The following is a 22,217-nucleotide window of genomic DNA, read 5'->3' on the forward strand; positions in this document are numbered from 1 at the left end:
CGGCGTCAAGGGACAAGGACTGCATGAATAGCAGCTTCCAGGGCAGGGCAAGGGCAATCCGATGATTGAATTGCAGACTTCATACATTACCGAGACGGGGCGCCGTCAGCGCAATGAAGATGCTTGTGGCTACTGGAGTTCGGAGCAAGGCTCGTGCTGGGTCGTGTCCGACGGTGCAGGTGGCCATGGCAGCGGCGACAAGGCATCGAAGCTGGTGGTCAGTGCGGTGCTCGGGAAGTTTTCTGCGGCACCCGTGGTCAACGAAGACATGGTGATCAGCCTGCTGGAAGCTGCCCACACGGCCGTCATGGACGAGAAGCGTGCCAACCCGCAAGGCGATGACATGCATGCCACGGTGGCTATCGTGCTGATCGATCCGCAGACGCAGTCAGCTGTGTGGGGCCACGTTGGAGATTCGCGCGTGTATCTGTTCCGTCAGCGCGTCCTGGCGCACCAGACCCGGGATCACAGCCTCGTACAGGGCATGATCGATGCGGGCTATGGCGACAGCGAAATGATCCGCACGCACCCGCAGCGCAGCTTGCTGACCTCGGCCATCGGCAACTCTGGTGAGCTGGCACTCAGCGTGTCGGGTAGCCCTGTCGTCATTCAGGAGGGCGATGCCTTCTTGATGTGTACGGATGGATGGTGGGAGTACGTTGACGAGAAGACCATGGAAGGCTTGTTGCAAAATGCTGAGACGGCCGAAGAGTGGTTGCAGTTGATGGCAGTCAAGGTCAAGGAAAGCGAGAACGACAAGAGCGACAATTACACGGCGATGGGAATCCAGGCAGGAGATCTCGAGCCGGTCACGACGGTCATTCTGGTGAAGTAAATCAGCGCAATTTGGCGAATACGGTGGAGGCAGTGTGCAAAGCAATCTGGTCCTGAAAAAATCCCTTGTCGTGGTACTAGGTCTGGGTCTGGTGGTGTCGGGCTGTTCCAGCATGGACAGCAAGACGACGGGAGCTGCAATCGGCGCCGGCATTGGCTGTGCGACGGGAGCCGTGTTCGCCAAGCTGACCAAGAATGACATGGGTACGGCCTGCGCCGTCGGTGCCGTTGCCGGTGGCGCGGCTGGCTACCTGTACGCGCGGAATGCCGAGGTGCAAGAGGCCAGGCAGGTGGCCGACAGCGCTGCCAAGGTAGAGGGTGCCAAGGTGACACCGGTCGAGACGCAGCAGGTTCAGGTCGTCGACAAAGCCACCAACAAGACCGAGACAGTCGCCGCTTTCAAGGCGGTGTCCGTCGAGATTCCGGTTAGCCAGCTGAATACGCCCGAGGGCAAGGATGCGGTCCGCAAGCTCAACGAATATGCGCGCAAGACGGCGGATGAGCGGGGCGAAACGATCGACATGACGATTTCATCGGCGCCCGAGCACGGTGGTTCGACCAAGGTCGCGCTGAAAGAAACCATCGAGCCCGCAGGCAAGGGCAAGGTGCGGCGTACGCTGGTGGCTGATCCACGTGTCAGCGGTAGCGTGCAGCGTTACACGATCGAAGCCAAAAACCCGAGTCGCGTAGACGTTTGATACGAGCGCCGGGACGTTCGTGATTTCTAGGCTAATTCAGTAGGGCAAGGAGCCAACTCCCCCGTGCCAATGTGCGCGGTGCGATGGCAGGTTGTCGGCCAAAGCGGAAGTTGCAACCAACTCGTTCCAGCGTCCGCTGTCGGTCAATAGCGGACGCCTAGTTGTCTGACTTCGGTGGTTCCAGAACGGTTGATTCAGCGGACCCCATTGGGACTTGTTCCTTGCGAAACTGTTCGACCCGGGCCTCAATTGCTTCTTCTACTGACATTGTCATCATCATATTAACGGGAATGACTACCTCGCAATCTATGGGCTCGAAGTCGCCACAAGTCAGTTCAGCAATACCATTACCAAACACCTTGAAGAAGAACGTTGCGTAGGCCCGTACATCATTTTCATCAGGCTTGTCTTCCCCATATAGCAGTCCACCCTCTTCGAGGCTCGTATGAACCCGGCCGCTCCGATAGTCCAGCCAGAACACTAGCAACACAGTCTGCCGTTCGTTTACTAACAGTATGCGAATCACACCGTTTTCCACGGCATCTACATGCATGGTCATTCGATCTAAGCCGACAATCGGACCGTCTGGCCAGATTCCGATCGCCACCGTGAGTCCATTGAGCGCCGAAACATCCTCTGGCGTTCCTCCGCTCCTAAGCACGGTTCGGATGTCCGCGTTGAGAATCTCGTCCCACGGCACCAGTCGATCCCTAGTGCGATACTGCGACCGCGAGTCTGGAACCTTCAATTCATCTCGGATGTAGATGCGCGCTAGCTCTTCGATGATTACCAGATCAGCGGAGAGGCGCTTCCGGTCTGCAGGAATATCTGGATCCACAATCTCGCCATCAAGCGAGGCATGCGCAACCGCGCAGCGGCCGCTCTCAAAGAGATGCTCGCTTACGTCGATACCTGCAGAACGCAGCTCTGCAACACGCTCTCCAGCTCTGTCAGTGAGTTGGTCAATGTGATCCGTGATCCATTTGCCACGTCTGCGCCCATCACGAAACTGCGATTCGATGACTTTGTAGAAGCTGAGAAATGCGTAACTGTCATGGACTTCGTCAAGTCGTCTTCCTTCGCGCCAAAACGCGAGAGCTTTGCGAACGTTCTCGTCCTCAATGACCGGCATGTGGTTGCAGTTGAACGACTTAGGGCCAGCGATACCCATGGACGAGTAGACTGTGCGGCTCCCGTACAACATCGGATGACTGCCCCATAGGTAGCCGGACACGTCGACGTAACCGCCTGCAAACCAGCTTAGGATTGACGTGAACCGATAGACCTTGCCAATTGCCACATCTACGTCTTTGTCCCCCCCGCATGCGATGGTGATGCAGGGAGGTGACGCTTTTCCATCGAGCTCTGATCCGCGCAGGAAATACTCATCACCTGCGTACTCAATGCACACATCGAACGATGGCCACGAGATAGAAGATGCAACGCCCGCAGTGAGCCAGCCCCTGCGACTGCGGAGCTTTTTGGCAACCTCCTCGCCAAACGTGTGGCGGATGTAAGGGGTCTTCAATCGGGACTCCTACCGTGGGGAAAGCCGCATTCTACTGCCGCCACATTCGCAATCTGGAAAGGGATCTCTGCGCTGGCAACGGTCTGACGTTGCGCAAGTATCCGCTTTTTAGTCGTAAGCAGCCGTTTGCGAATCGCCTATTGACCGGCGGCTTTGGCCGAAAAGGAGGTGTCAAAATTTTTCTCCCAACGCGGGATTGCGAAAAAACGCTGTCTTTGTTTGACGGTACAGGCGGATGTCATTTCGTGAGGCTATCCAGATCCCTGTTGAGTTTGCGCATGTATTCCGCCTCTTCCTCCGGGGTGTTCTTGCGGCGCTGGGGTTTGGCGGGAGGGGGTTCTACTTCTTTGCGTGCTGGTTTCGCGACCGCAGGCGCTCTCACGGCAGGTGCTGGTTTGACGGGTGGTCTGGCGGTGACGCTGCTTATGCTGGATGACTGTGCTACAGGCTGACTCGATTCGGAGGAGGACGATGCTGCGCTGCTGGCTGGTGTGTCGGACGTAGCCTGTGCTGGGATCGGTGCTGCTTCCGGGGCGGTGACAGGCTGGCTGCTTTGAGCCGCCGTTGCCGATGGCAAGGTGCTTGCCTGTGTATCCTGGGTGGCAGGAGCCTCGGCTGCGCTGGATGTGGTGTCGTCAGCCTTCGGAAAAGCAAACTTCCTGACTGCCAGCGCGGTCGTACCAATAGCTGCGACGATGACGAGCCCGATGGCAAAGCGCTTGGCGGGTGTGATGCCTGCGGTGGATGAGGCGGCTTGGGGGGCTGGTACGGGTGTAGGCCCACTTGCCGGAGCTGGAGCGACGGGGCGGCGGCGGTCGGCGCGTGGCGGGACGACAGGCGATTTCACGCGGCGCTCAACGAAGGGCGCATTGCCGGAGTGCGCTGCCTGGGTTGCGACGGCGGCCTTCGCGGCGCGCGGTGCCAGCACGCGCGATTGCGGGACCAGACCCAGCAGGTCCCGCATCTCGGCCATCGACTGTGGCCGATCGATGGCATTCACGCTCAGCGAGTGGTCTATCCCGCGCAGAAAGCTCGCGTCGTAGCGCCCTGCGGCCTCGGTGGCCAGCGGGCGATAGCTGTCTTGTACGGCGCGCCCGACCGAGGGTGGTGGTGTCCTGCCGGTAATCATGAAGTACACGACGGCGGCGAGGGCGTAGATGTCGGTCCATGGGCCTTGTTTCATGCCCGGCATTTCGGCGTATTGCTCAACCGGTGCGTAGCCCGGCTTGAGAATCACCGTCAATGCTTGCGTCATGTCGCTGATGACGCGACGGGCCGCGCCGAAATCCAGCAGTACCGGCCGGTCGCCACGCAGCAACATGATGTTGTCTGGCGCGATGTCGCGGTGGTAGCAATTTTCCTGATGGATCAGTTCAAGCGCATCGACGACGGGCGAGAGGATCTTCCTGATCCAGGCTTCGTCCGGTACGGCACCGCGCTCGCGCAGGGCATCGCGCAGGGTCCGACCTTCATAGAAGGGCATCGACATGTAGGCCGTGCCATTGGCTTCCCAGAATCGGTACACCTTGACCAGCGCGGGATGATCGAATTGCGCCAGGAGACGGGCTTCATTGACGAAACTGCGCCGGCCGATTTCGAAGGTCTCGACGTAACGTTCAGCACTGACGAAGACCGACGCATTGGCGCTGCGTGAAGCGAGCGATGTGGGCATGTACTCCTTGAGCGCCACGCGGCGTTGCAGGGAGTGGTCTTGCGCCAGATAGACGATGCCGAAACCGCCTTCGCCGATGATGTCGAGGATCTCGAACTCACCGAGGCGGGTGCCGATCTGCAAGGTGTTCTGCTGCGCTTCGAGCGGCAGCGGCGCGGCGACAGGTGTAGCGACAGGTGTGGCGACAAAAGGCTGGGCAGACGGCAGGGCGTCCTCGCTCAGTGCCATCGTTTTGTCGTTGTCGTTTCCCGCGTCAGGCACTGGCTGGTGTCCTGTTGGTTGAATGCCCGGCTATCGTGCTCGTTCAGGATTGTTCCGGCGTGTATTGCAGCATGCGCGCAAAGACACCCGGGCTGGGCATGCCTTGGCAGACAAAGCCACCGAGGGCGCTCGCTTCATTCTGACACCACCACAGGCTGTAGCCGCCGAATAGCTGACCCATCAGGCGGCCAGCGGCCACGCGGGCCATGGTTTCGAGGCCGACATTGGGGCCGGTTTCAATGCGTTCGAAAGCAGTGCGTTCACGCAGGGCGTGAGCCAGCGCGGTGCCGGCGCCTTCGGCGCGTAGCAGGGAGGGTGAGGAGGGTGAGCAGGAAGGCACACGGCAACTGGCCAGCGCGGCTTCAAAACTGTCTATCGTCGCGTCGGCTTCCAGACCTGCACGTGCAGCAGCTTCCAGATCCTGCACCCACTCCTCCACCGCCCCCACGGTGCTGGGCTCAAAGCTGAAATTCTGCAGCTCGGCGCAAAGGGTCAGTGGAAAGTAGCGGCCCACGCGATCGACCGACGGCATGACGATGCCCGCCCAGGTCGAAGTATCCAGCGTGCCGGGCGCGATCACGAAGCGCCACACGTGCGAGGTCAGGTAGGTGTTCAGCCATTCGTTGCCGAGGTTCTGCTGACTGTGGGCGAGACCGCGTTGCAGCCAGGCGTCCCAATCGGCGACGAAGGCCTGTGGCAGACGTCGATGGGCAAAATCGCCCAATGCAGGCAATTTTCCGAACCATCCGGGCGTCATTTCCATGGCCGATCCCCCTCGCGTTACAGACCGGAGGGGCAGCGAAACTCGGCGAGTTCGCGCAACCGGAAGGGGTTCTGCACGCTGCTCGAGGTCACGTCAAAGCTGGCGTTGCGACCATCGACAGCAAAGGTCACGCGGAATTTCTCCGGCGCGCCGGCAGGCTGGATGTTCGCCTTGTCGAGCATGCGGAACAGCGACCACGGGCCATCCAGTGCCGTGCCCGAGGTGCCGCTGACGCCAGGTGGCGTGATCTGCACGCGCACTTGCAGGCCGCCTTTGGGGCCGGGCCACTGTACCGACTGTGGCACCTGCGGGCCGTGAGCGTACTTGACCAGCTGGCCATCTACATCGAATACGAAGTTGGTGATGGCCGGGTCCATGTCGACCGGCTTGAAATCGAGACGCAGGATGCCGCCGTTGCGGAAGAACACGTCGCGGATCACGGCCGCACGCTGGAACTGCTGCAGGTTGCCGGAGCTGCCGAGCGACTGCTCCTGCACCTTCTTGAAGGTCCAGGGGTTGGTCGAGGTGTCGACGTACTGTGCGAGGTTCTGCGTGAAGAAGGCATCGAGCTTGCCGCCGGGGCCGAACAGCGCTGCGAAGTCGTCACGTGTCACGTCGCGCGTGCTGTTGCGCACGAAGGGGTAACGCCCTTCGATGGCCTGGTTGCAGAACTGGCCAATCTGCGCACCGACCTGGCTGCTCAAGGTCTCGCGCAAGGTCGACAACGCCTGACCGGTGCCTGCAGCGGACACGTCCTGCATCATCGTGCGTACGGGTTCCGGCATGCGCGCGCTCTCAGCCTTCACCTTGGCGGCTGCGTCCGACGGTGGTGGCGCAACCTTGTCGCGCAGCGCTGTTTCCGTGGCGGACATGGCGATGTAGACATCGTTGAGCAAGGCGACGACGGCCGCGATCGGCGCGCTCTTGTCATCACCCGTGACGAGCGTGCGCAGCTGATTGAAGTGGTCGTCGACAATCATCTCGATACCGCCGGCAGGCACCTGTGTCTGTGTCGTGGTGTCCTTGCTGAACAGTTTGCTCAGATCCGACTGCGTTTCCGACAGCTTGTCCTGCACCTTCTCGACTGTGGATTTGTCGCTGGCCTTGAGGCTCAGCGTCGTTTCGCGCGACATGGCCTTCATCAGCTTGGGCAGTGGTGAATCGATAGCCGACAACACGCGGGCGATCTGGATGTTCTGCGTCAGGCTGTTGGCCTTGGTGACGCCGATGTCATTGATGAAGCTGTCCCAGACGCGCACATAGTCGTTCAGGTAGATGCGCCGTACTTCGTTGGCGATCTTCTTCTCGTCTTCCAGGCTGCGCTTGCCGGTTGCCGTGGCGAGCACCCATGGCTCTTCCTCGGTGAGTTGCGCCGAAACACGCTCGACCACCTTGGCAAAGCCTTTGTGATAGCCATCGAAAGTGAACAAGCCGGGGACGCCGCGGCTGAGTGGCGCGCCACTCTTGCGCACGAAGACGATGGCGCCTGCCGGCCCGACGGTTTTCTCGATGGTGAACTCCGGAAACTCGCTACCCACGCCCTGGCGCTTCAGGCGGCTGTAGATGCGGTCGGGCAGTGAGAAGCGCAGCAGCTGGTTGCGCACCGAGGCGATCAGCGCAGCATCAGCCGGCACGGGCGATGCCGCGGGGCCATCGGCAAACAGCACGTTGAGATATTCGGTCAGTGCCGCACGTTGCTCAGCCGTCGTCTCGCGTGGCAGATTCTGCTCCCAGTCGAGGCTGATCCAGGCCTTGAGTGCGTCGCCATCGAAGTGGCTGCCGTCATGCAGCATCAGGTAGCTCTTCAGCGCCTCGTAGGCAAACTCGAGATTGTTCGGGTCGAGTCGGCGCAGCTGGTTTTCTACGCGATTGGCAATGCGCGGCAAGAGTACGTCACGCAGTAGCGTGCGGTAGGCCTGGCCGGACGCGGCATCGAGCTTGTCGCCCTGGTACAGGCCGAACTGCATGGACAGCGGTGCGCCGCCTTCGACACGGTGAGCTGTCAGTGACACATTGCGAACGGCATCGATCACCGGCAGGATGCCAACGACATCGTCCGGAGCGGCAATGCGTGCCTTGTCCACGACCTCTTGCGTAACCTTTACCTTGGCATTGACCTCGTTCACGTAAGCGCGATTGTTGTTGAAGCTCAAGGCCCATGCGACCATCAGGCCAATGGTGATCAGCACTGTTGCTGCGATGGCTGCCAGGCGCATTGCGCTGCGACGACGCTCCCACTTCAGATTCGTGCCGCCGATGCGTTGCTCGGCGAAGACCACTTCGCGCAACAGACGCGTGATGAAGAAGCTCTTGCCGGCACCGGCCTGCGGTGGCGAGACGCGACGCTCGAGACCGAATGCACCGCCGAGGCTGGCCATGACGCGATCAATCGGGCTGCCTTCCTGGGTGCCGCTCGTGAAGTACGCGCCGCGTACCATCAACGCCTGATCGAAACCGGAGGGTGCGAAGACCTTGTCGAGGAACGTTGCGAGTACGCGATTGGCTGCGGCCAGTTGCTGGTCGAACGCAGCGATGGCGCCGCGACGGCCGAGGTCGGGCTCTTCGCGAAGGCGCGTTGGCAACAGATCGAGCACGCGTTGGCGCAATGCGTCGAGCTTGACCGGAAGCTCTTTGACTTGCGCAGCATTGGCGTCGCCCGAGCTGGTCGGCGGGAAGGTGATGCCCCACACCTGGTCGCGCGCCTCCTTGCCGAAGTCGCTGAAGAACTCGTTGAAGCCCGCAATCAAGTCAGCCTTCGTAACCAGCACGTAAATCGGCAGCCGCACATTCAGCGCGGTGTACAGCTCCTGGATGCGGGTACGTAGCGCCGTTGCGTGACGCTCGGCTTCGGCTTCCGACTGGCTGAGCAGATCACCGAGGCTCACAGTCAGGAGTACGCCGTTGAGTGGCTGGCGTGGGCGATGCTTCTTCAGCAGCGACATGAAACCCTGCCAGGCGTCGCGGTCGCTGGCCTGGTCGGAGTCCTGCGTGGTGTAGCGGCCGGCGGTGTCGACCAGCACGGCTTCGTCGGTGAACCACCAGTCGCAATTGCGCGTGCCGCCGATGCCCTTGAGCTGGTGCGCGCCGAGTTTTTCCGCGAGCGGGAAGCGCAGGCCGGAATTGATCAGCGCAGTCGTCTTGCCCGAGCCCGGTGCACCGATGAAGACGTACCAAGGCAGTTCATACAGGAAGCGAGCTGAACCTACGGACAGCAGGCGCGCCAGTCCGCCTTTCTTGGCGTTCTGCGCGCTGCGTGTTTCCTTGAGGACACGTACGGCTTCCTCGAAGCGTTTGCGCAGTGCCAGTACTTCTTCTGATTGAGCGGGTTGCCCGGGCGCTTCGCTGCTCTTGACGAGGCCGTCAAGCAGTTGCGCGTTGTTCTTGCGAGCCTTGATCTTGCGCCAGATGGCCTTCAGGATGAAGAACAGCACGATGGCGCCAATAAGGATCAGGCGCACCAGGGTCGAGCCGAGTGGTGCAAAGCCGGCAATCGAGATCAGCGGGCCGATGAACCAGATGACCAGTGCCAGGGCGATCAGGCCGAGGATGGTCAGCAACACCGGGTGCAGGATTATTTTGAAGAAAGCTTTCATGCGAGGCCCCGTTGGCGGAAGTCTTTAGTTGTCGGACACATTGGTGACCCCGTAGCGCGTATCGCGTGGGGAGCTCAGTTGGTGCCCGCTGCCGGGAATACGATGATCTCGACACGCCGGTTCTGCGCACGCCCTTCAGGTGTGGCATTGGTCACCAGCGGTTCGCTGTCGGCGCGCCCTTCGGTCTGGATCTTCTTGCCCGGCAACTGCGAGGCGAGGGCCGCAGCCACCGCGTCGGCACGTGCCTGCGAGAGATGCCAGTTGGAGGGGAAGCGTGCCGAGCGGATCGGTTGATTGTCGGAGTGGCCGCGCACCAGTACGCGACCATCTACCTTGGCGACGGCTGCACCGACCTTGGTCAGCAGGTCCGCGAAGGATGCCGACAAAGTCGCGCTGCCCGGCTCGAACAAGGTGTCACCCTGCGCGAGCACGATGCTGCGATCTGACAAGTCACGCACGGTCAATTTGCCGGTGCGGATCTCTTCGGGGAGGAACTGCTGCAGACGGTCGGGCGCTTTCACGGCGACTGGCTCGGCGGGCTTCACGACCGGTGTGGGCGGTGGCACCTTGAGGCCGAGAATCGCCGAGAAGGTCGGGTCGGAATTGCGATTCAGCGCGTAGTAGGCGCTGAAGAAAATCATCATCAGCATCAGCGCTGCGATGGCCGCGATGACCCAGATCGGGATCGAGTCGCGCAGCGGACGATCCGGCGTCGCGTTCGTTGCCCATTCCGGAGACAGCTCGCGTGTGGGCTCGCCACGCTCCTTGGCAATCATCTGACCCAGGCGTTCGCGCACCGTTGCCAGTTGCTCCTTGCCGTTCTGCAAGACGCGGTAGCGGCCCTCGAAGCCGAGCGACAGGATGATGTAGAACAGCTCGAGCAGGTTGCGATGCGTGCCTGGTTGCTCTGCGACCTTGCCGAGCAGCTGGAAGAACTTCTCGCCGCCCCAGGCTTCGTTGTGGAACTGCACCAGCAAGCTGCGCTGCGCCCAGATCTTTTCACCCCAGGGCGTGTTGGCGGCCGTTTCGTCGAGGAAGCAGCACAGCGCATAGCGTGCGCCGACGACATGCTCGTTGAGCAGGCCGAGTTCGCGTGCCTTGGTTTCGAAGGTCTGGATGGCGCGTGCCAGTGTGTCGCGCAGGCCGGCCGGGTCGGGGTGATGCGCCTGACGCAGTTGCGGCACGAGATTGAGCAAGGGGTTAGCGGCTGCGACCAATGGGTTGAGACCCGAGTACCAGTCGAGAGCCGAGAGCTCGACGCGCTCGAAGTTGAAACGTGAGGAAGAGGAGGGGGCTGCTCCGGCGGAGGCAGCAGGGCGCTGTGGCCGCGCGCCGGGATTGGGAATGACCAATGTCCGGTCGGCTGGCAGCTGCCCGAAGGGATCGTCGCTCGTCATGTTATGGATGTCCCCCGCTTGTCTGGGTAGTGCCGATGGCAAGTCGCCGCCGGCAAGTTTCTTGTCTGGTGTTGCGTGCGCCGGCGCTTAACTCCGGATGGCCCACAGCGAAACTTCGAGTCCCGGAAAATCGCCCGAAACGTACATGCCGAGCCCGCCGGAGCTGTCGAGCTGCTTCCACAGGTCGCCCGTGTTATCGAGCTCGAAATAAGTGAAACCGGCGTGGAATGGAATCTGGCGCGGCGCCACCGACAAGGGGCGCAGAGCGATGCCGGGCAACTGCAGGTTGACCAGTTCGCGGATCTTCTCTACCGGGCCGAGCTTCGCTTGCGTCGGGAAACGCGCGCGCACGGTTTCGCCCGGGATCTGTGCATTGACGGCGAGCACAAAGCCAGCTTGGCGCAGCAGGCCCTTGTCCGGAATCATGCCGACGTAGCGACCCTGCTTGTGATCTTGCAACTCTATCTGGATGGCATTCTGCTCCAGAATGGCTGACAGGCCGCGCCGCACTTCGCGGATGACTGGATCGAACGTTGCCTGTAGCGCATCGTGCTTGTAGGTGGGCATGCTGGGCGGGCGACGATTGCTGGCAGTGAGTGTGGCCAGCTCGCCCATCAGTTCCAGCAGTTGTGCATAGAGGCGCTCCGGATGCAGTCTGGCGATCTGCGTCAGATGATCGAAGACGGCTTGATGGCGGTTCACCGTCATCAGGAAAAGAAAGTCTGCGATTTCGGAGACGCCGCCAGCACCTGCCTGCGTCAGGCGACCTGCCAGTGCATCGCCGCGCTGGTTCAGCAGTCCCTGTACTTCGCGCAGCATCGCGCCAAGCGGCGGCGCGGCGGTGCAAGCCAGCATCGGCGGGATATAGCCACGATCGATCAGAAGGCTGTTGTCGGGTTTGCGTTCGACGACGCGGATGACGCCGATTTTCACGAAGGCGTCGGAGAGGCGTGACTCGGCTTCCAGAACCAGACGCGGACGGCCGATCTGCACGACCTCTGCTGCTGCGCTGGCCGTCGCCGAGTCCGGCAGGGTGGCGTCTTCCACATCGTAGCGCGCCAGTGGATCTGCCGACGCTTCGCTAACCGACGGGTCGGTGGATTCGGGCATGAGCGGCCGGCGCATGGGCAGTGCCAGACAGACGACGGCATCCTTCACATCGGAAGGGAAGTCCAGCGCAATCGGGCCCATGTGGGCGGCGGGGAATTCGAAAGGCGAACCGTCGGGCAGGATGCCGGCGGCTGACTTGATGGCGATCTTGCCGATGTTGAGGGCGGCTTCGTCAATGTCGAGTTGCACGAAGCCCCAGAAGAACGGGCTCGCACTTTTTGCGCGCCCTTCGACCAGCCACTCCACGTGCCGGTCCTGCTGTTGGAAATGTTGCGGTCGAAGGAAGAGGCCTTCTGACCAAACCACTTTGCTGTACCAGGACATGGCGTGCGCGTAAGTAAGAGTGTGGTTGAACAGTGTTCCCAGCGGTGCTTTTCAGCGCTGAGCCCGAAGTCTAGCGGCTTTTGCCGGCAAGCGTGATCTGGTCATTCTTGAGGCTGACGGAGACGTCGTTCGCCTTGTGTGGCGTCAGCGGCGTAGTGCTGCGCCAGGTAGCGCGGTCGATGTTGCGGTACTGCACAAAGACCGCCAGGGTCTGCGCAGGGCCCGCATCCTTCGTGTCGAGCTTCTTGGTCTCGCCGGGTTTGAGCGTGAACTCCTCGCGCAGCACGATGGCATCGCCGAGGGTTGCTTGGTCCTTTTCGAGCAGGGAAAAGAAGTCTGCCGTATTGAAAGCCGAATCATTCTTCAGCAGGTAGTAGCGCACGACGACAGGTGTCGAACGGCCGCGCGTGTCGACGTTCACTTTCTCGTCTGCGACGAACGTGATTGCCGCCAGCGTCGGTGGCGGTGGCGACTTGCTGCAGCTTGTCAGTAGCAGGCCGCAGAGGAGTGCGACGCACAATGAACGCAGTGAAGTTATCAGGCTGTTCACAACAGGGCTTCCTTCCCGGCAGATTTGATCAAGTGGTGCCGAACGGGTCGTCGCGCATAGCCATCAGAGGTATGGGCTGAACGAAGGTCGTCGCACATTCGCGCCGGTCATTATGCTTGAGCAACACGGCACTTCACACAACGCCTCTCATAAAACTGCTTGCTGCCAAACGGGTCGGTTGCACGGCCCGTCGCGAACTGGATGCATTGTGCAGGCTCCACCCGGAGAACCTTGATGGGCCTGCCCGTGCGGGTGACGTACAACCGGGCATAAACAAATCGTCGCCTGTGTGGCTGCGCTATAAACTCTGCTATCGCTTTTCCCGAGACTTCGCCAATATTCGAACTTGCCGTGACTGCGCCAGATGGCTTGTTGCCTGACTCCGTAGCCGGGTTGTCAGCGGTTCGATCGATGACTGATGATGACGAGATCTGCAGAAAAAATAATTGGGGAAAGGCCGAGGCATGCTGGAAGACATTGATGTTGAAGCGCTGTGGGCGCCGCTGGATGGTGATGCGGGCTGTGGTCCGAATCTGGAGTACGACCCGGAGTTCATGCAGCTGGAGGAGGCTGCACGTGGTCAGCCGGGACAGGAGTTTGCCAATTCGGATACCGGCACCCGCGTAACCATCGAAGGGCAGGACGCTGACTGGGGCCAGGTGTTTAAGCTGGCAGACGGTTTGATGCAGCGGACGCGTGACGTACGCGTTGCCACGTACTTTGCGCGCGCCTTGGTCAGGACCGAAGGTTTTGTTGGTGCCAGGCTAGGCCTGAAGCTGATTGATGGATTGCTTGAGCGTTTCTGGTCGGGCGTTCATCCCGAACTGGATCCCGACGACGACAACGATCCGACGATGCGCGTCAATGCGCTGGCGCCGCTGGTTGCCTCTGAAGCGTTCATTGACGACCTGCGCGCCAGCTGGCTGCTGCGGTCGCGTCAGTCCGGTGTGCTGACGGTGCGTAATGTGGAGGTGGCGCAGGGCAAGCTGCCATCGCGTGAGGGTGAACAGGTCTATTCCGAGTCACAGGTCTCGGGCATGCTCTCCGAAGCACTGGAGCTGGATGCGGACTTGGGCGCAACCATCGAGGAAACCATCGAACTGGTTTCGAAGATTTCCGGATTCTTGCAAGCGCAGGTGGGTGTATCCAGAGCGCTGGATTTCAAACCCCTGCAGACGGTACTGCACAGCGTGCGCCAGGCCTATATGTTGGTTGCGCCGGTTGAAGGTGGCGAAGAAGCCGGAGCCTGGGGCGAGGAAGATGGCGCGTCGACAGGAGGAAGCAGCGGTGGCGGTGGTTCGTCACGCTCCGGTGAAATCCGGTCGCGTCAGGATGTCGTCACCGGAATCGACAAATTGATTGAGTATCTCGAACGGGCTGAGCCGAGTAACCCTGCCCAGATACTTCTCAAGCGCGCCAAGCGCGTCGTGAACATGAGCTTCCTGGAAGCGCTTAACGAGATCGCGCCGGATGCTTTGCAGCAAGCGGAATTGATACTTGGTGATCAATTGAACAAATCCGAGTATTGAGAACGATCAATTTTGTGACAGGATGTCGAACCAGTCGTCAGGCTGCGTCAGTGTGGTGCTGAAAGAGGCTTCTTCGGCCTGATGGTTTAGTGGCAGATTCGTGTGTCGGGGCGTAGTGCTTCGTAGTACCGCCCCGGGTTCAATCAGTTTTTTCCTTGGGAGGGTCATCATGGCCAGCAGTCAGAAGTTCATCGCACGCAATCGTGCGCCGCGCGTCCAGATCGAGTACGACGTCGAGTTGTACGGCGCAGAAAAAAAAGTACAACTGCCTTTCGTGATGGGCGTTCTCTCTGACCTTTCCGGCAAGCCTGCGGAGCCTCTTGCGCCGGTTGCTGATCGCAAGTTCCTCGAGATCGACGTCGACAATTTCGACAGTCGCATGAAGTCCATGAAGCCGCGTGCTGCATTCCAGGTGCCCAATACCCTGACTGGCGAGGGGCAGCTGAACGTCGAGCTGACCTTCGACAGCATGGATGATTTCTCGCCAGCAGCCATCGCCCGCAAGGTGGATTCGCTGAACAAGTTGCTCACAGCGCGTCAGCAACTTTCCAACCTGATTACTTATATGGACGGCAAGAGCGGCGCCGAAGAGCTGATCTCCAAAGTCCTGAACGATCCAGCTTTGCTGCAAAGCCTCGCCAGCGCCCCCAAGCCTGAAGACGCGGCCTGATCCGACGTTCACAGACATTCGATATCCGTAGCTACTTAGAGAATCAGAGGAGTTCAGCATGGCTGAATCGCAGACACAAAACGAAGCCTCTTCGGGGGCAGTACTGGAAGGTGGCGAACTCGACTCGCTGCTGCAACGTGAGTTCAAGCCGAAGACAGATGAAGCGCGAGATGCGGTGTCTTCCGCGGTCCGTACCTTGGCCGCCCAGGCTTTGTCGCAAACGCAGTTGATCGGTAACGACGTGGTCAAATCCATCGAGGCGATCATCGCTGAGCTGGATCAAAAGCTCTCCGAGCAGATCAACCAGATCATGCATCACGCGGACTTCCAGAAGCTGGAAGGTGCATGGCGCGGTTTGCACTACCTCGTCAACAACACCGAGACGGACGAGCAGCTGAAAATCCGCGTCATGAACATTTCCAAGAATGATCTTGGCAAGACGCTCAAGCGTTACAAGGGTACTGCCTGGGATCAAAGCCCGATCTTCAAGCGCATCTATGAAGAAGAGTACGGTCAGTTTGGCGGCGAGCCCTACGGCTGTCTGGTTGGCGACTACCACTTCGATCAAAGCCCGCCCGATGTCGAGCTGCTCGGCGAAATGGCCAAGGTTTCCGCCGCAGGTCATTGCCCGTTCATTACTGGGGCATCGCCAACCGTGATGCAGATGGACACCTGGCAGGAGCTGGCCAATCCGCGCGACCTGACCAAGATTTTCTCCACGCCTGAATACGCGGGCTGGCGCTCGCTGCGCGCTTCCGACGACGCGCGTTATCTCGGCTTGGCCATGCCACGCTTCCTGGGGCGCGTGCCTTATGGTGCCAAGACCAACCCCGTCGAAGAGTTCAACTTCGAAGAAGACACTGGCGCAGCCGATCACAGCAAGTACACCTGGGCGAATGCGGCTTACGCAATGGCCGTGAATATCAACCGCTCCTTCAAGCAATATGGCTGGTGCTCGCGCATCCGCGGTATTGAATCGGGCGGCGCGGTGGAAGGCCTGCCGGTGCACTCGTTCCCGACGGACGATGGCGGTGTCGACATGAAGTGCCCGACCGAAATCGCGATTTCAGACCGTCGTGAAGCCGAGCTGGCCGGCAACGGGTTCATGCCGCTGATCCACAAGAAGAACTCGGATTTCGCCGCCTTCATCGGTGCGCAATCCCTGCACAAGCCGGCCGAGTACGACGATCCGGATGCGACCGCAAATGCAAATCTGGCAGCGCGCCTGCCATACCTCTTTGCTTGCAACCGCTTCGCGCACTACCTGAAGTGCATCGTTCGCGACAAGGTCGGTTCGTTCAAGGAGCGTGACGACATGCAGCGCTGGCTGCAGGACTGGATCATGAATTACGTGGATGGTGATCCTGCGCACTCCTCCGAAGACACCAAGGCGCGCCGTCCGCTTTCTGCGGCTGAAGTGATCGTCGAGGAAGTCGAGGGCAATCCAGGTTATTACACGTCCAAGTTCTTCTTGCGCCCGCATTACCAGCTTGAAGGTCTGACCGTGTCCTTGCGTCTGGTGTCAAAACTGCCATCCGCGAAGGGTGCTTGATTCGCCGGTCCGGGATTCATTGATCGGTTTCGGGAGGGACTGCCGGGCAGTGCAGTGCCTCTCAAATTGCCTCATTTGCATTTTGTAAACTCACGAAGGGAGTAATCATGGCAGTCGATATGTTCATCAAGATTGGCGACATCAAGGGCGAGTCGAAGGATTCCACCCACAAGGAATCCATCGATGTTCTGGCTTGGAGCTGGGGTGTCAGCCAGAGCGGTACGTTCCACGGCGGTGCAGGTGGTGGTGCAGGCAAGGTCAATGTTCAGGATATCTCCCTGACCAAGTATGTTGACTCCAGCTCGACGGCACTCATTCTCGCAGCGGCCAAGGGCACGCACATCAAGCAAGCCGTGCTGACCGTGCGCAAGGCTGGCGATACGCCGCTGGAATACATCAAGATCACGCTGGACAGCGTGCTGGTGACGTCGCTGTCGACCGGCGGCAGCGGTGGCGAAGATCGCCTGACCGAGAACGTCAGCTTGAACTTCGCCAAGTTCAAGGTCGAGTACACGACCCAGTCCGAAACGGGCGGCAAGGGTACGACCAGCACCGCGGCATGGGACATCCCTGCCAACAAGCCGATCGGCTGATGCAGATCGCCCGGTGCACGTTGCTTAGTGCACCCGGACGTCAAAGTCCGACGACTGCCATCGCTGGATACGCTGTGCCGGTGTTTCGCTGGCACAGCATTTTCTTGTGGGCAGTCGGCTTTTATTCTGGCGCATGATGTTGCGCCATTCGATTGTTGGCCGTTCTGGGAGGTCTGTCGTGGCTACTGGCGACATGTTCATCAAGATTGAAGGCGGGCGCATGGGCCCGATCAAGGGCGAATCAGCCGACCTCACCCATCCTGATGAAATCCAGATCAAGTCGTGGACCTGGGGCATGCGTGGCAATGCAAGCTCGACCATTGCAGCTGCTGGCAAAGCGGGCTCCAACCAGATCAGTGTCAACGAACTCGTATTTACCAAGGCTGTAGACAGCGCCACGACCGGGCTGATGTCCGCCTTGCGTTCGAACGAAGTCATCAAGAAGGCCGTGCTCACCGTGCGCAAAGCCGGTGGCACTTCCCCTGTCGAATATTTCAAGATCACGCTGGAGAAAGCGCGCATCTGTTCCGTGGATCTGCGCGCCAGTGAGACGGAAGTGCATCAGGTGGTGGAACAGGTGTCGATCGGCTTCCAGAAAATTTCCGTCGAATACATGCCGCAGGATGCAACCGGCGGCAAGCGTGGTGCCAATAGCTTCGAAACCGATATCAGTCCCTCGGTCTGACGCCACAGGCGCAGGCACGGAGGACAAGGAATGAATCATCCAGAGAGGACGTAACGATGTCTGCAGCCGATGAAGCCGCACAGCTTCTCAAAGAAGGTGATCCAACGGGGGCGTTGGCCCGATTGCAGGCTGAAATCCGCTCCAAGCCCGCGGACTCGAAACTCCGCGTATTCCTGTTTCAGTTGCTGTCCGTGCTCGGGCAATGGGACCGCGCACTGACGCAGTTGAACGTGGCTGCCGACATGGATGCCTCCACGTTGGCGATGGCGCAGATGTATCGCGAAGCCCTGCGCTGCGAAGTGCTGCGCGCCCAAGTGTTCGCTGGTAGCAAGTCTCCTCTGTTGTTTGGTCAGCCCGAACAGTGGCTGGCGCTGCTGATCGAATCGAACCTCGTTGCCGCACGAGGCGATCGGGTCGCAGCGAAGTCCTTGCGTGAGCAGGCTTTCGATCTGGCTCCTTCGTCCACCGGCAAGCTGGACGGCCAGCCATTCAACTGGATCGCAGACGCCGACACGCGCCTGGGCCCGGTGTGCGAAGCCGTGATCAATGGCAAGTACTACTGGATTCCGTACTCTCGCCTTGAGCGACTCGATATCGAGGAGCCCGAGGATCTGCGTGATTGCGTGTGGGCGCCAGCGCATTTCCTGTTCACGAATGGCGGCGAAGCTGTGGGCGTCATTCCGACGCGCTATCCGGGGTCGGAGAGTTCGACGGACGGGTTGATCCAGCTTGCCCGCAAGACCGAGTGGGTTGAAACACACGAGGGTGAATATCAGGGCTTCGGGCAACGCCTGCTGGTGACGGATGTCGGCGAATTCGCCTTGCTGGATGTGCGCAGCCTGCAGTTCGATCCGGTTGACGAACCGCAGGGTGAAGCGGACGACGTGGAAGGCGAGAGCGAGGGCGATCAGGCCCATGGCTGATCTGTTGCCCCAGGATCGTTTGCAGCCGGCCTTGCTTGACCGGCTGGAAGACAATGAGCCGGACAAGAAAGTGGAGTCACCCGACAAGCGCGTCCTCACGAAAGCGCAGCTGCGGGATGCCGTGCTGCGTGACCTGACCTGGCTGCTCAATGCCTCGCGCCCTACGGCACGTGACGGATTGGCCGACTGGCCTGAGGTCGAGCGCTCGGTGTTGAACTACGGCATGCCGTCGTTTTCCGGTGAGACGGCTTCATCGCTCGATGTCAGCGATGTCGAAAAAGCGATCCGTGAGGCATTGATCCAGTTTGAGCCACGCATCATTCCCGGCACCTTGCGCGTGATTGCAAACCAGTCCGACAACATCATGGACTGGCACAACATCGTCAGCGTGAGTATCGAGGCGATGGTCTGGGCGCAGCCTGTTCCCCTGCAACTGATGCTGCGTACCCAGCTTGATCTGGAAAGCGGTTTGATTGAAGTCAGCGACGCTGGCAGTTACTGAGACGGCAGTCGATGGATCCCCGCTTACTTCGTTACTACAACCTCGAGCTTCAGCACTTGCGTGAAATGGGTGCGGAGTTTGCGCGCCAGTTTCCGAAAGTGGCCGCGCGTCTTGGCATGGATGGCATCGAGGTTGCCGACCCCTATGTCGAGCGTCTGCTGGAGGGCGCGGGCTTCCTTGCTGCTCGCGTGCAGCTGAGGCTGGATGCAGAGTTTCCGCGCTTCACCCAGCGCCTGCTGGAGATGCTGCATCCGCACTATCTGGCGCCCACGCCGTCGATGCTGATCGCGCAGTTCAATCCGATTCCCGGCGAAACCAACCTGGCCAAGGGCGTCACCTTGCCGCGCGGCGCGCCGTTCCGGAGCAGCTTTGGCAGCTCGGGGCAGGGCGAAGGCGTGGCTTGCGAATTCCGCACTGCGCATGAAATACAGTTGTGGCCGCTGGAGCTTACGCAAGCGCGCTATTTCAGTTTTGCCGCGGATCTGCAACTGGCAAAGCTGCCCTTGCGCGGGCGCGTCAAGGGCGGCATCCGTTTCAACCTGCGTACGACCGGTGGGCTGACATTCAACCAGTTGAGCCTCGATCGTCTGCCGCTGCATCTGGGCGGTGCGCATGACATTGCCTATAAGCTCTGCGAGTTGATCGGCGCTTCGACGCTGGGCATCGTCGTACAGCCGACGGGGGCTGCACCTGCCTGGCAACATTTCATTCCACCGGAAAAAGTCCAGCTCACCGGCTACGACGACGAGCAGGCCTTGCTGCCAACGAAGTCGCGCGGTTTTGGCGGCTATCGCTTGCTGCAGGAGTACTTTTCCTTCCCGGATCGCTTCATGTTTTTCGAGATGTCCGGGCTGGCACCCGCCCTGGCACATCCTGTTTCCGAGCTGGAAATCATCATCCTGTTTGCACAGGGCGATGCGATGCTGGAGAGCGTGGTGGATGCGAGCAACCTGCTCCTGCATTGCACACCTGCAATCAATCTTTTCGCCAAACGCGCAGATCGCATCCACATCAGCGACAGTTCGCACGAGTTTCACGTCGTACCGGACCGTACCCAGCCGCTCGATTACGAGATCTACGAGATCACGGAGGTGTCGGGGCATTCGGCGGGCTCGCGCGACGAGCAGCGATTCCTGCCGTTTTACGCCGACTATCACTCCGATCTGGGGAACGACAACGCCTATTACACGGCGCGCCGCGAGCCGCGTCTGTACTCCGAGAAGCAGAAGCGCGTCGGACCGCGCACCGGTTACATCGGCAGCGAGGTGTTTCTGTCGCTGGTAGATCCGCGTGAAGCGCCGTACCGTGCGGAGCTGCGGCAGCTCTCGATCCAGGCGCTGTGCACCAACCGCGATCTGCCCATCATCATGCCACTGGGCGCGGGCAAGTCGGATTTCTCGCTGGACATCGCCGCGCCTGTCGAATCGATTCGCTGCGTGCGGGGCCCGTCACGGCCGTATTCGATGTTGGCAGAAGGCTCGGTCGCGTGGCGTTTGATCAGTCACCTGTCGCTCAACTACCTGTCGCTGCTCGACAGCAATCGCGACGAAGGTGCCAGCGCCTTGCGCGAGATGCTCGCGCTCTATGCCACAACCGGAGACTCCGGTCTGAAGCGCCAGGTAGACGGGATGAAGTCGGTCAGCGTTGCGCCGGTTGTGGCGCGCCTGCCATTTCCAGGGCCGGTCTGTTTCGGGCGCGGCCTGCAAGTGACGCTTGAGGTGGACGAGCTTGCGTTCGAAGGCGGTGGGGCCTTCCTGTTTGGATGTGTGATGGAGCACTTCTTCGCACGCCACGCTTCGCTCAACAGCTTTACACAAACTGAATTGCGCTCGCTCAGCCGCGGGCAGATCATGCGATGGGGGCCTCGATGCGGACAAAGACCGATCATCTAGCCTTCTTCGAAGATCTGGCGAAGCAGCCCTTCGCCCATGATTTCTTCCAGGCGATGCGGCGCATCGAATGTCAGTTTCCGGACAAGCCGCGCTGGGGCACGGCGCTGCGCCCAGCCGATGAGCCCATCCGCCTGGGGCAGGAGCCGTCGATGTCGTTTGCGCCGGCGAGCCTCTCTGCGTTCGTTAGCAAGGATGGCGCGGTTCCCCGGTTGGAGGTGCGCTTCTTTGGCTTGCTCGGCCCGAATGGCCCCCTTCCGTTGCACCTCACGGAGTACGCCCGGCATCGCCTGATCCATGCGGGGGACGAAACCTTTGCACGCTTTCTGGATGTCATCCATCACCGCTTCCTGGCGCTGTTCTACCGTAGTTGGGCGCAGGCGCAGCCGACGGTCAATCTGGATCGTCGGGCGGATGACCGCTTTGCAACCTATGTCGGTGCGCTCGTCGGGCACGGCATGCCGTCGCTGCGTCAGCGCGACGCGATCCCGGATAACGCGAAGCTGTTCAATGCAGGGGCACTCGGACGTCAGGTGCGCAATGCAGACGGGTTGGCTTCGATCCTCTCCGAATTTTTCAAGTTGCCGATTCGTGTCGAGCAATACGTTGGTCACTGGATGTCATTGCCCGCGAGCGAGCAATCGCAGCTGCGCAATTGCCAGCTCGGCCGGACTGCCGTTGTCGGCAAACGCGTCTGGGATCGGCAGGGCAAGATCCGGCTGCATGTCGGACCACTTACCCGCAAGCAGTTCGAAGACTTCCTGCCGACGGGCAAGGCTCTGCCAGCGTTGCGTGACTGGGTGCGCCTATATACCAATGGCGAACTTTTCTGGGACGCCCGGCTGATTCTCAAGCACGACGAATTGCCGGATAGCAAGTTGGGGGCTGCAGGTCGTCTGGGTTGGACAGGCTGGCTGGGCAGACCGAAAAAAGTGGCAGACGTCGATGATTTGATACTCGACGTGGAACGACTGATGAGCAAGGGTGGCAATCAGGCCGCAGCCTGAATCCACCCACGTAAGCTATCTGGCTTGCATCGAGTCCGCACTTGATGTGGCCGTTTTGAAATCCGGTCTGGGCAGTCCTGTCAGGCCTTTACAAGAAATAGCGCGGCCTTGCGGGCAGCGTTTCTCGGGAGAACCAG

Annotated in this window: 18 protein-coding genes; 11 read left to right on the top strand and 7 right to left on the bottom strand. The window is 60.4% G+C overall.

The window, feature by feature from the left end:
* Nucleotides 1-61 precede the first annotated feature (61 nt).
* On the top strand, nucleotides 62-835 hold the full coding sequence (locus tag VVD49_RS13845) for a PP2C family protein-serine/threonine phosphatase (protein ID WP_327599771.1): 774 nt from the start codon (nucleotides 62-64) through the stop codon (nucleotides 833-835).
* Nucleotides 836-869: 34 nt separating this feature from the next.
* Complete coding sequence (locus tag VVD49_RS13850) at nucleotides 870-1,532, top strand: glycine zipper domain-containing protein (RefSeq protein ID WP_327599772.1); 663 nt, start codon at nucleotides 870-872, stop codon at nucleotides 1,530-1,532.
* A gap of 157 nt (nucleotides 1,533-1,689) precedes the next feature.
* On the opposite strand, the gene mauJ is transcribed toward VVD49_RS13850, so the two are convergent.
* From mauJ to tssJ, 7 genes are all read right to left on the bottom strand, one after another.
* Complete coding sequence (mauJ, locus tag VVD49_RS13855; protein ID WP_327599773.1) at nucleotides 1,690-3,060, bottom strand: methylamine utilization protein MauJ; 1,371 nt, start codon at nucleotides 3,058-3,060, stop codon at nucleotides 1,690-1,692.
* 238 nt (nucleotides 3,061-3,298) lie between these two features.
* On the bottom strand, nucleotides 3,299-4,993 hold the full coding sequence (locus VVD49_RS13860) for a serine/threonine protein kinase (RefSeq protein WP_327599774.1): 1,695 nt from the start codon (nucleotides 4,991-4,993) through the stop codon (nucleotides 3,299-3,301).
* A gap of 43 nt (nucleotides 4,994-5,036) precedes the next feature.
* Nucleotides 5,037-5,756 (bottom strand): type VI secretion system-associated protein TagF, encoded by a 720-nt coding sequence (gene tagF, locus VVD49_RS13865; RefSeq protein ID WP_327599775.1) that lies wholly within the window; start codon nucleotides 5,754-5,756, stop codon nucleotides 5,037-5,039.
* 17 nt (nucleotides 5,757-5,773) lie between these two features.
* Nucleotides 5,774-9,349: a type VI secretion system membrane subunit TssM gene (gene tssM / locus VVD49_RS13870; protein WP_327599776.1), complete on the bottom strand. Its 3,576-nt coding sequence runs from the start codon at nucleotides 9,347-9,349 to the stop codon at nucleotides 5,774-5,776.
* 74 nt (nucleotides 9,350-9,423) lie between these two features.
* A complete protein-coding gene (locus VVD49_RS13875; protein ID WP_327599777.1) occupies nucleotides 9,424-10,746 on the bottom strand; it encodes a DotU family type VI secretion system protein in 1,323 nt (440 codons plus the stop codon).
* 87 nt (nucleotides 10,747-10,833) lie between these two features.
* Entirely contained in the window at nucleotides 10,834-12,180 is a 1,347-nt protein-coding gene (gene tssK / locus VVD49_RS13880) for a type VI secretion system baseplate subunit TssK (protein ID WP_327599778.1), read from the bottom strand.
* A 70-nt stretch (nucleotides 12,181-12,250) separates the two neighbouring features.
* Nucleotides 12,251-12,730 carry a type VI secretion system lipoprotein TssJ gene (gene tssJ / locus VVD49_RS13885; protein ID WP_327599779.1) on the bottom strand — a complete coding sequence of 160 codons (480 nt, stop codon included), beginning with the start codon at nucleotides 12,728-12,730 and terminating at the stop codon, nucleotides 12,251-12,253.
* Between the two features lie 464 nt (nucleotides 12,731-13,194).
* Here tssJ and tssA point away from each other — a divergent pair, with 464 nt between their 5' ends.
* From tssA to tssG, 9 genes are all read left to right on the top strand, one after another.
* The gene (tssA, locus tag VVD49_RS13890; RefSeq protein ID WP_327599780.1) at nucleotides 13,195-14,259 is read left to right on the top strand and encodes a type VI secretion system protein TssA; all 1,065 of its coding nucleotides are present in this window, start codon (nucleotides 13,195-13,197) and stop codon (nucleotides 14,257-14,259) included.
* 169 nt (nucleotides 14,260-14,428) lie between these two features.
* A complete protein-coding gene (gene tssB / locus VVD49_RS13895) occupies nucleotides 14,429-14,929 on the top strand; it encodes a type VI secretion system contractile sheath small subunit (protein WP_327599781.1) in 501 nt (166 codons plus the stop codon).
* Nucleotides 14,930-14,987: 58 nt separating this feature from the next.
* Nucleotides 14,988-16,481: a type VI secretion system contractile sheath large subunit gene (gene tssC / locus VVD49_RS13900; RefSeq protein WP_327599782.1), complete on the top strand. Its 1,494-nt coding sequence runs from the start codon at nucleotides 14,988-14,990 to the stop codon at nucleotides 16,479-16,481.
* Nucleotides 16,482-16,588: 107 nt separating this feature from the next.
* Entirely contained in the window at nucleotides 16,589-17,074 is a 486-nt protein-coding gene (locus tag VVD49_RS13905) for an Hcp family type VI secretion system effector (protein ID WP_327599783.1), read from the top strand.
* Between the two features lie 178 nt (nucleotides 17,075-17,252).
* Nucleotides 17,253-17,759 (top strand): Hcp family type VI secretion system effector, encoded by a 507-nt coding sequence (locus tag VVD49_RS13910; RefSeq protein ID WP_327599784.1) that lies wholly within the window; start codon nucleotides 17,253-17,255, stop codon nucleotides 17,757-17,759.
* Between the two features lie 56 nt (nucleotides 17,760-17,815).
* Nucleotides 17,816-18,682: a type VI secretion system accessory protein TagJ gene (locus tag VVD49_RS13915; protein WP_327599785.1), complete on the top strand. Its 867-nt coding sequence runs from the start codon at nucleotides 17,816-17,818 to the stop codon at nucleotides 18,680-18,682.
* A complete protein-coding gene (tssE, locus tag VVD49_RS13920; protein ID WP_327599786.1) occupies nucleotides 18,675-19,184 on the top strand; it encodes a type VI secretion system baseplate subunit TssE in 510 nt (169 codons plus the stop codon). Before VVD49_RS13915 ends, tssE begins: the two co-directional genes overlap by 8 nt.
* 11 nt (nucleotides 19,185-19,195) lie before the next feature.
* Entirely contained in the window at nucleotides 19,196-21,076 is a 1,881-nt protein-coding gene (gene tssF / locus VVD49_RS13925; RefSeq protein WP_327599787.1) for a type VI secretion system baseplate subunit TssF, read from the top strand.
* A complete protein-coding gene (tssG, locus tag VVD49_RS13930) occupies nucleotides 21,052-22,080 on the top strand; it encodes a type VI secretion system baseplate subunit TssG (protein ID WP_327599788.1) in 1,029 nt (342 codons plus the stop codon). Before tssF ends, tssG begins: the two co-directional genes overlap by 25 nt.
* Nucleotides 22,081-22,217: the final 137 nt, after the last annotated feature.

It is taken from the genome of Uliginosibacterium silvisoli (assembly GCF_036017035.1).
Taxonomy (GTDB): domain Bacteria; phylum Pseudomonadota; class Gammaproteobacteria; order Burkholderiales; family Rhodocyclaceae; genus Viridibacterium; species Viridibacterium silvisoli.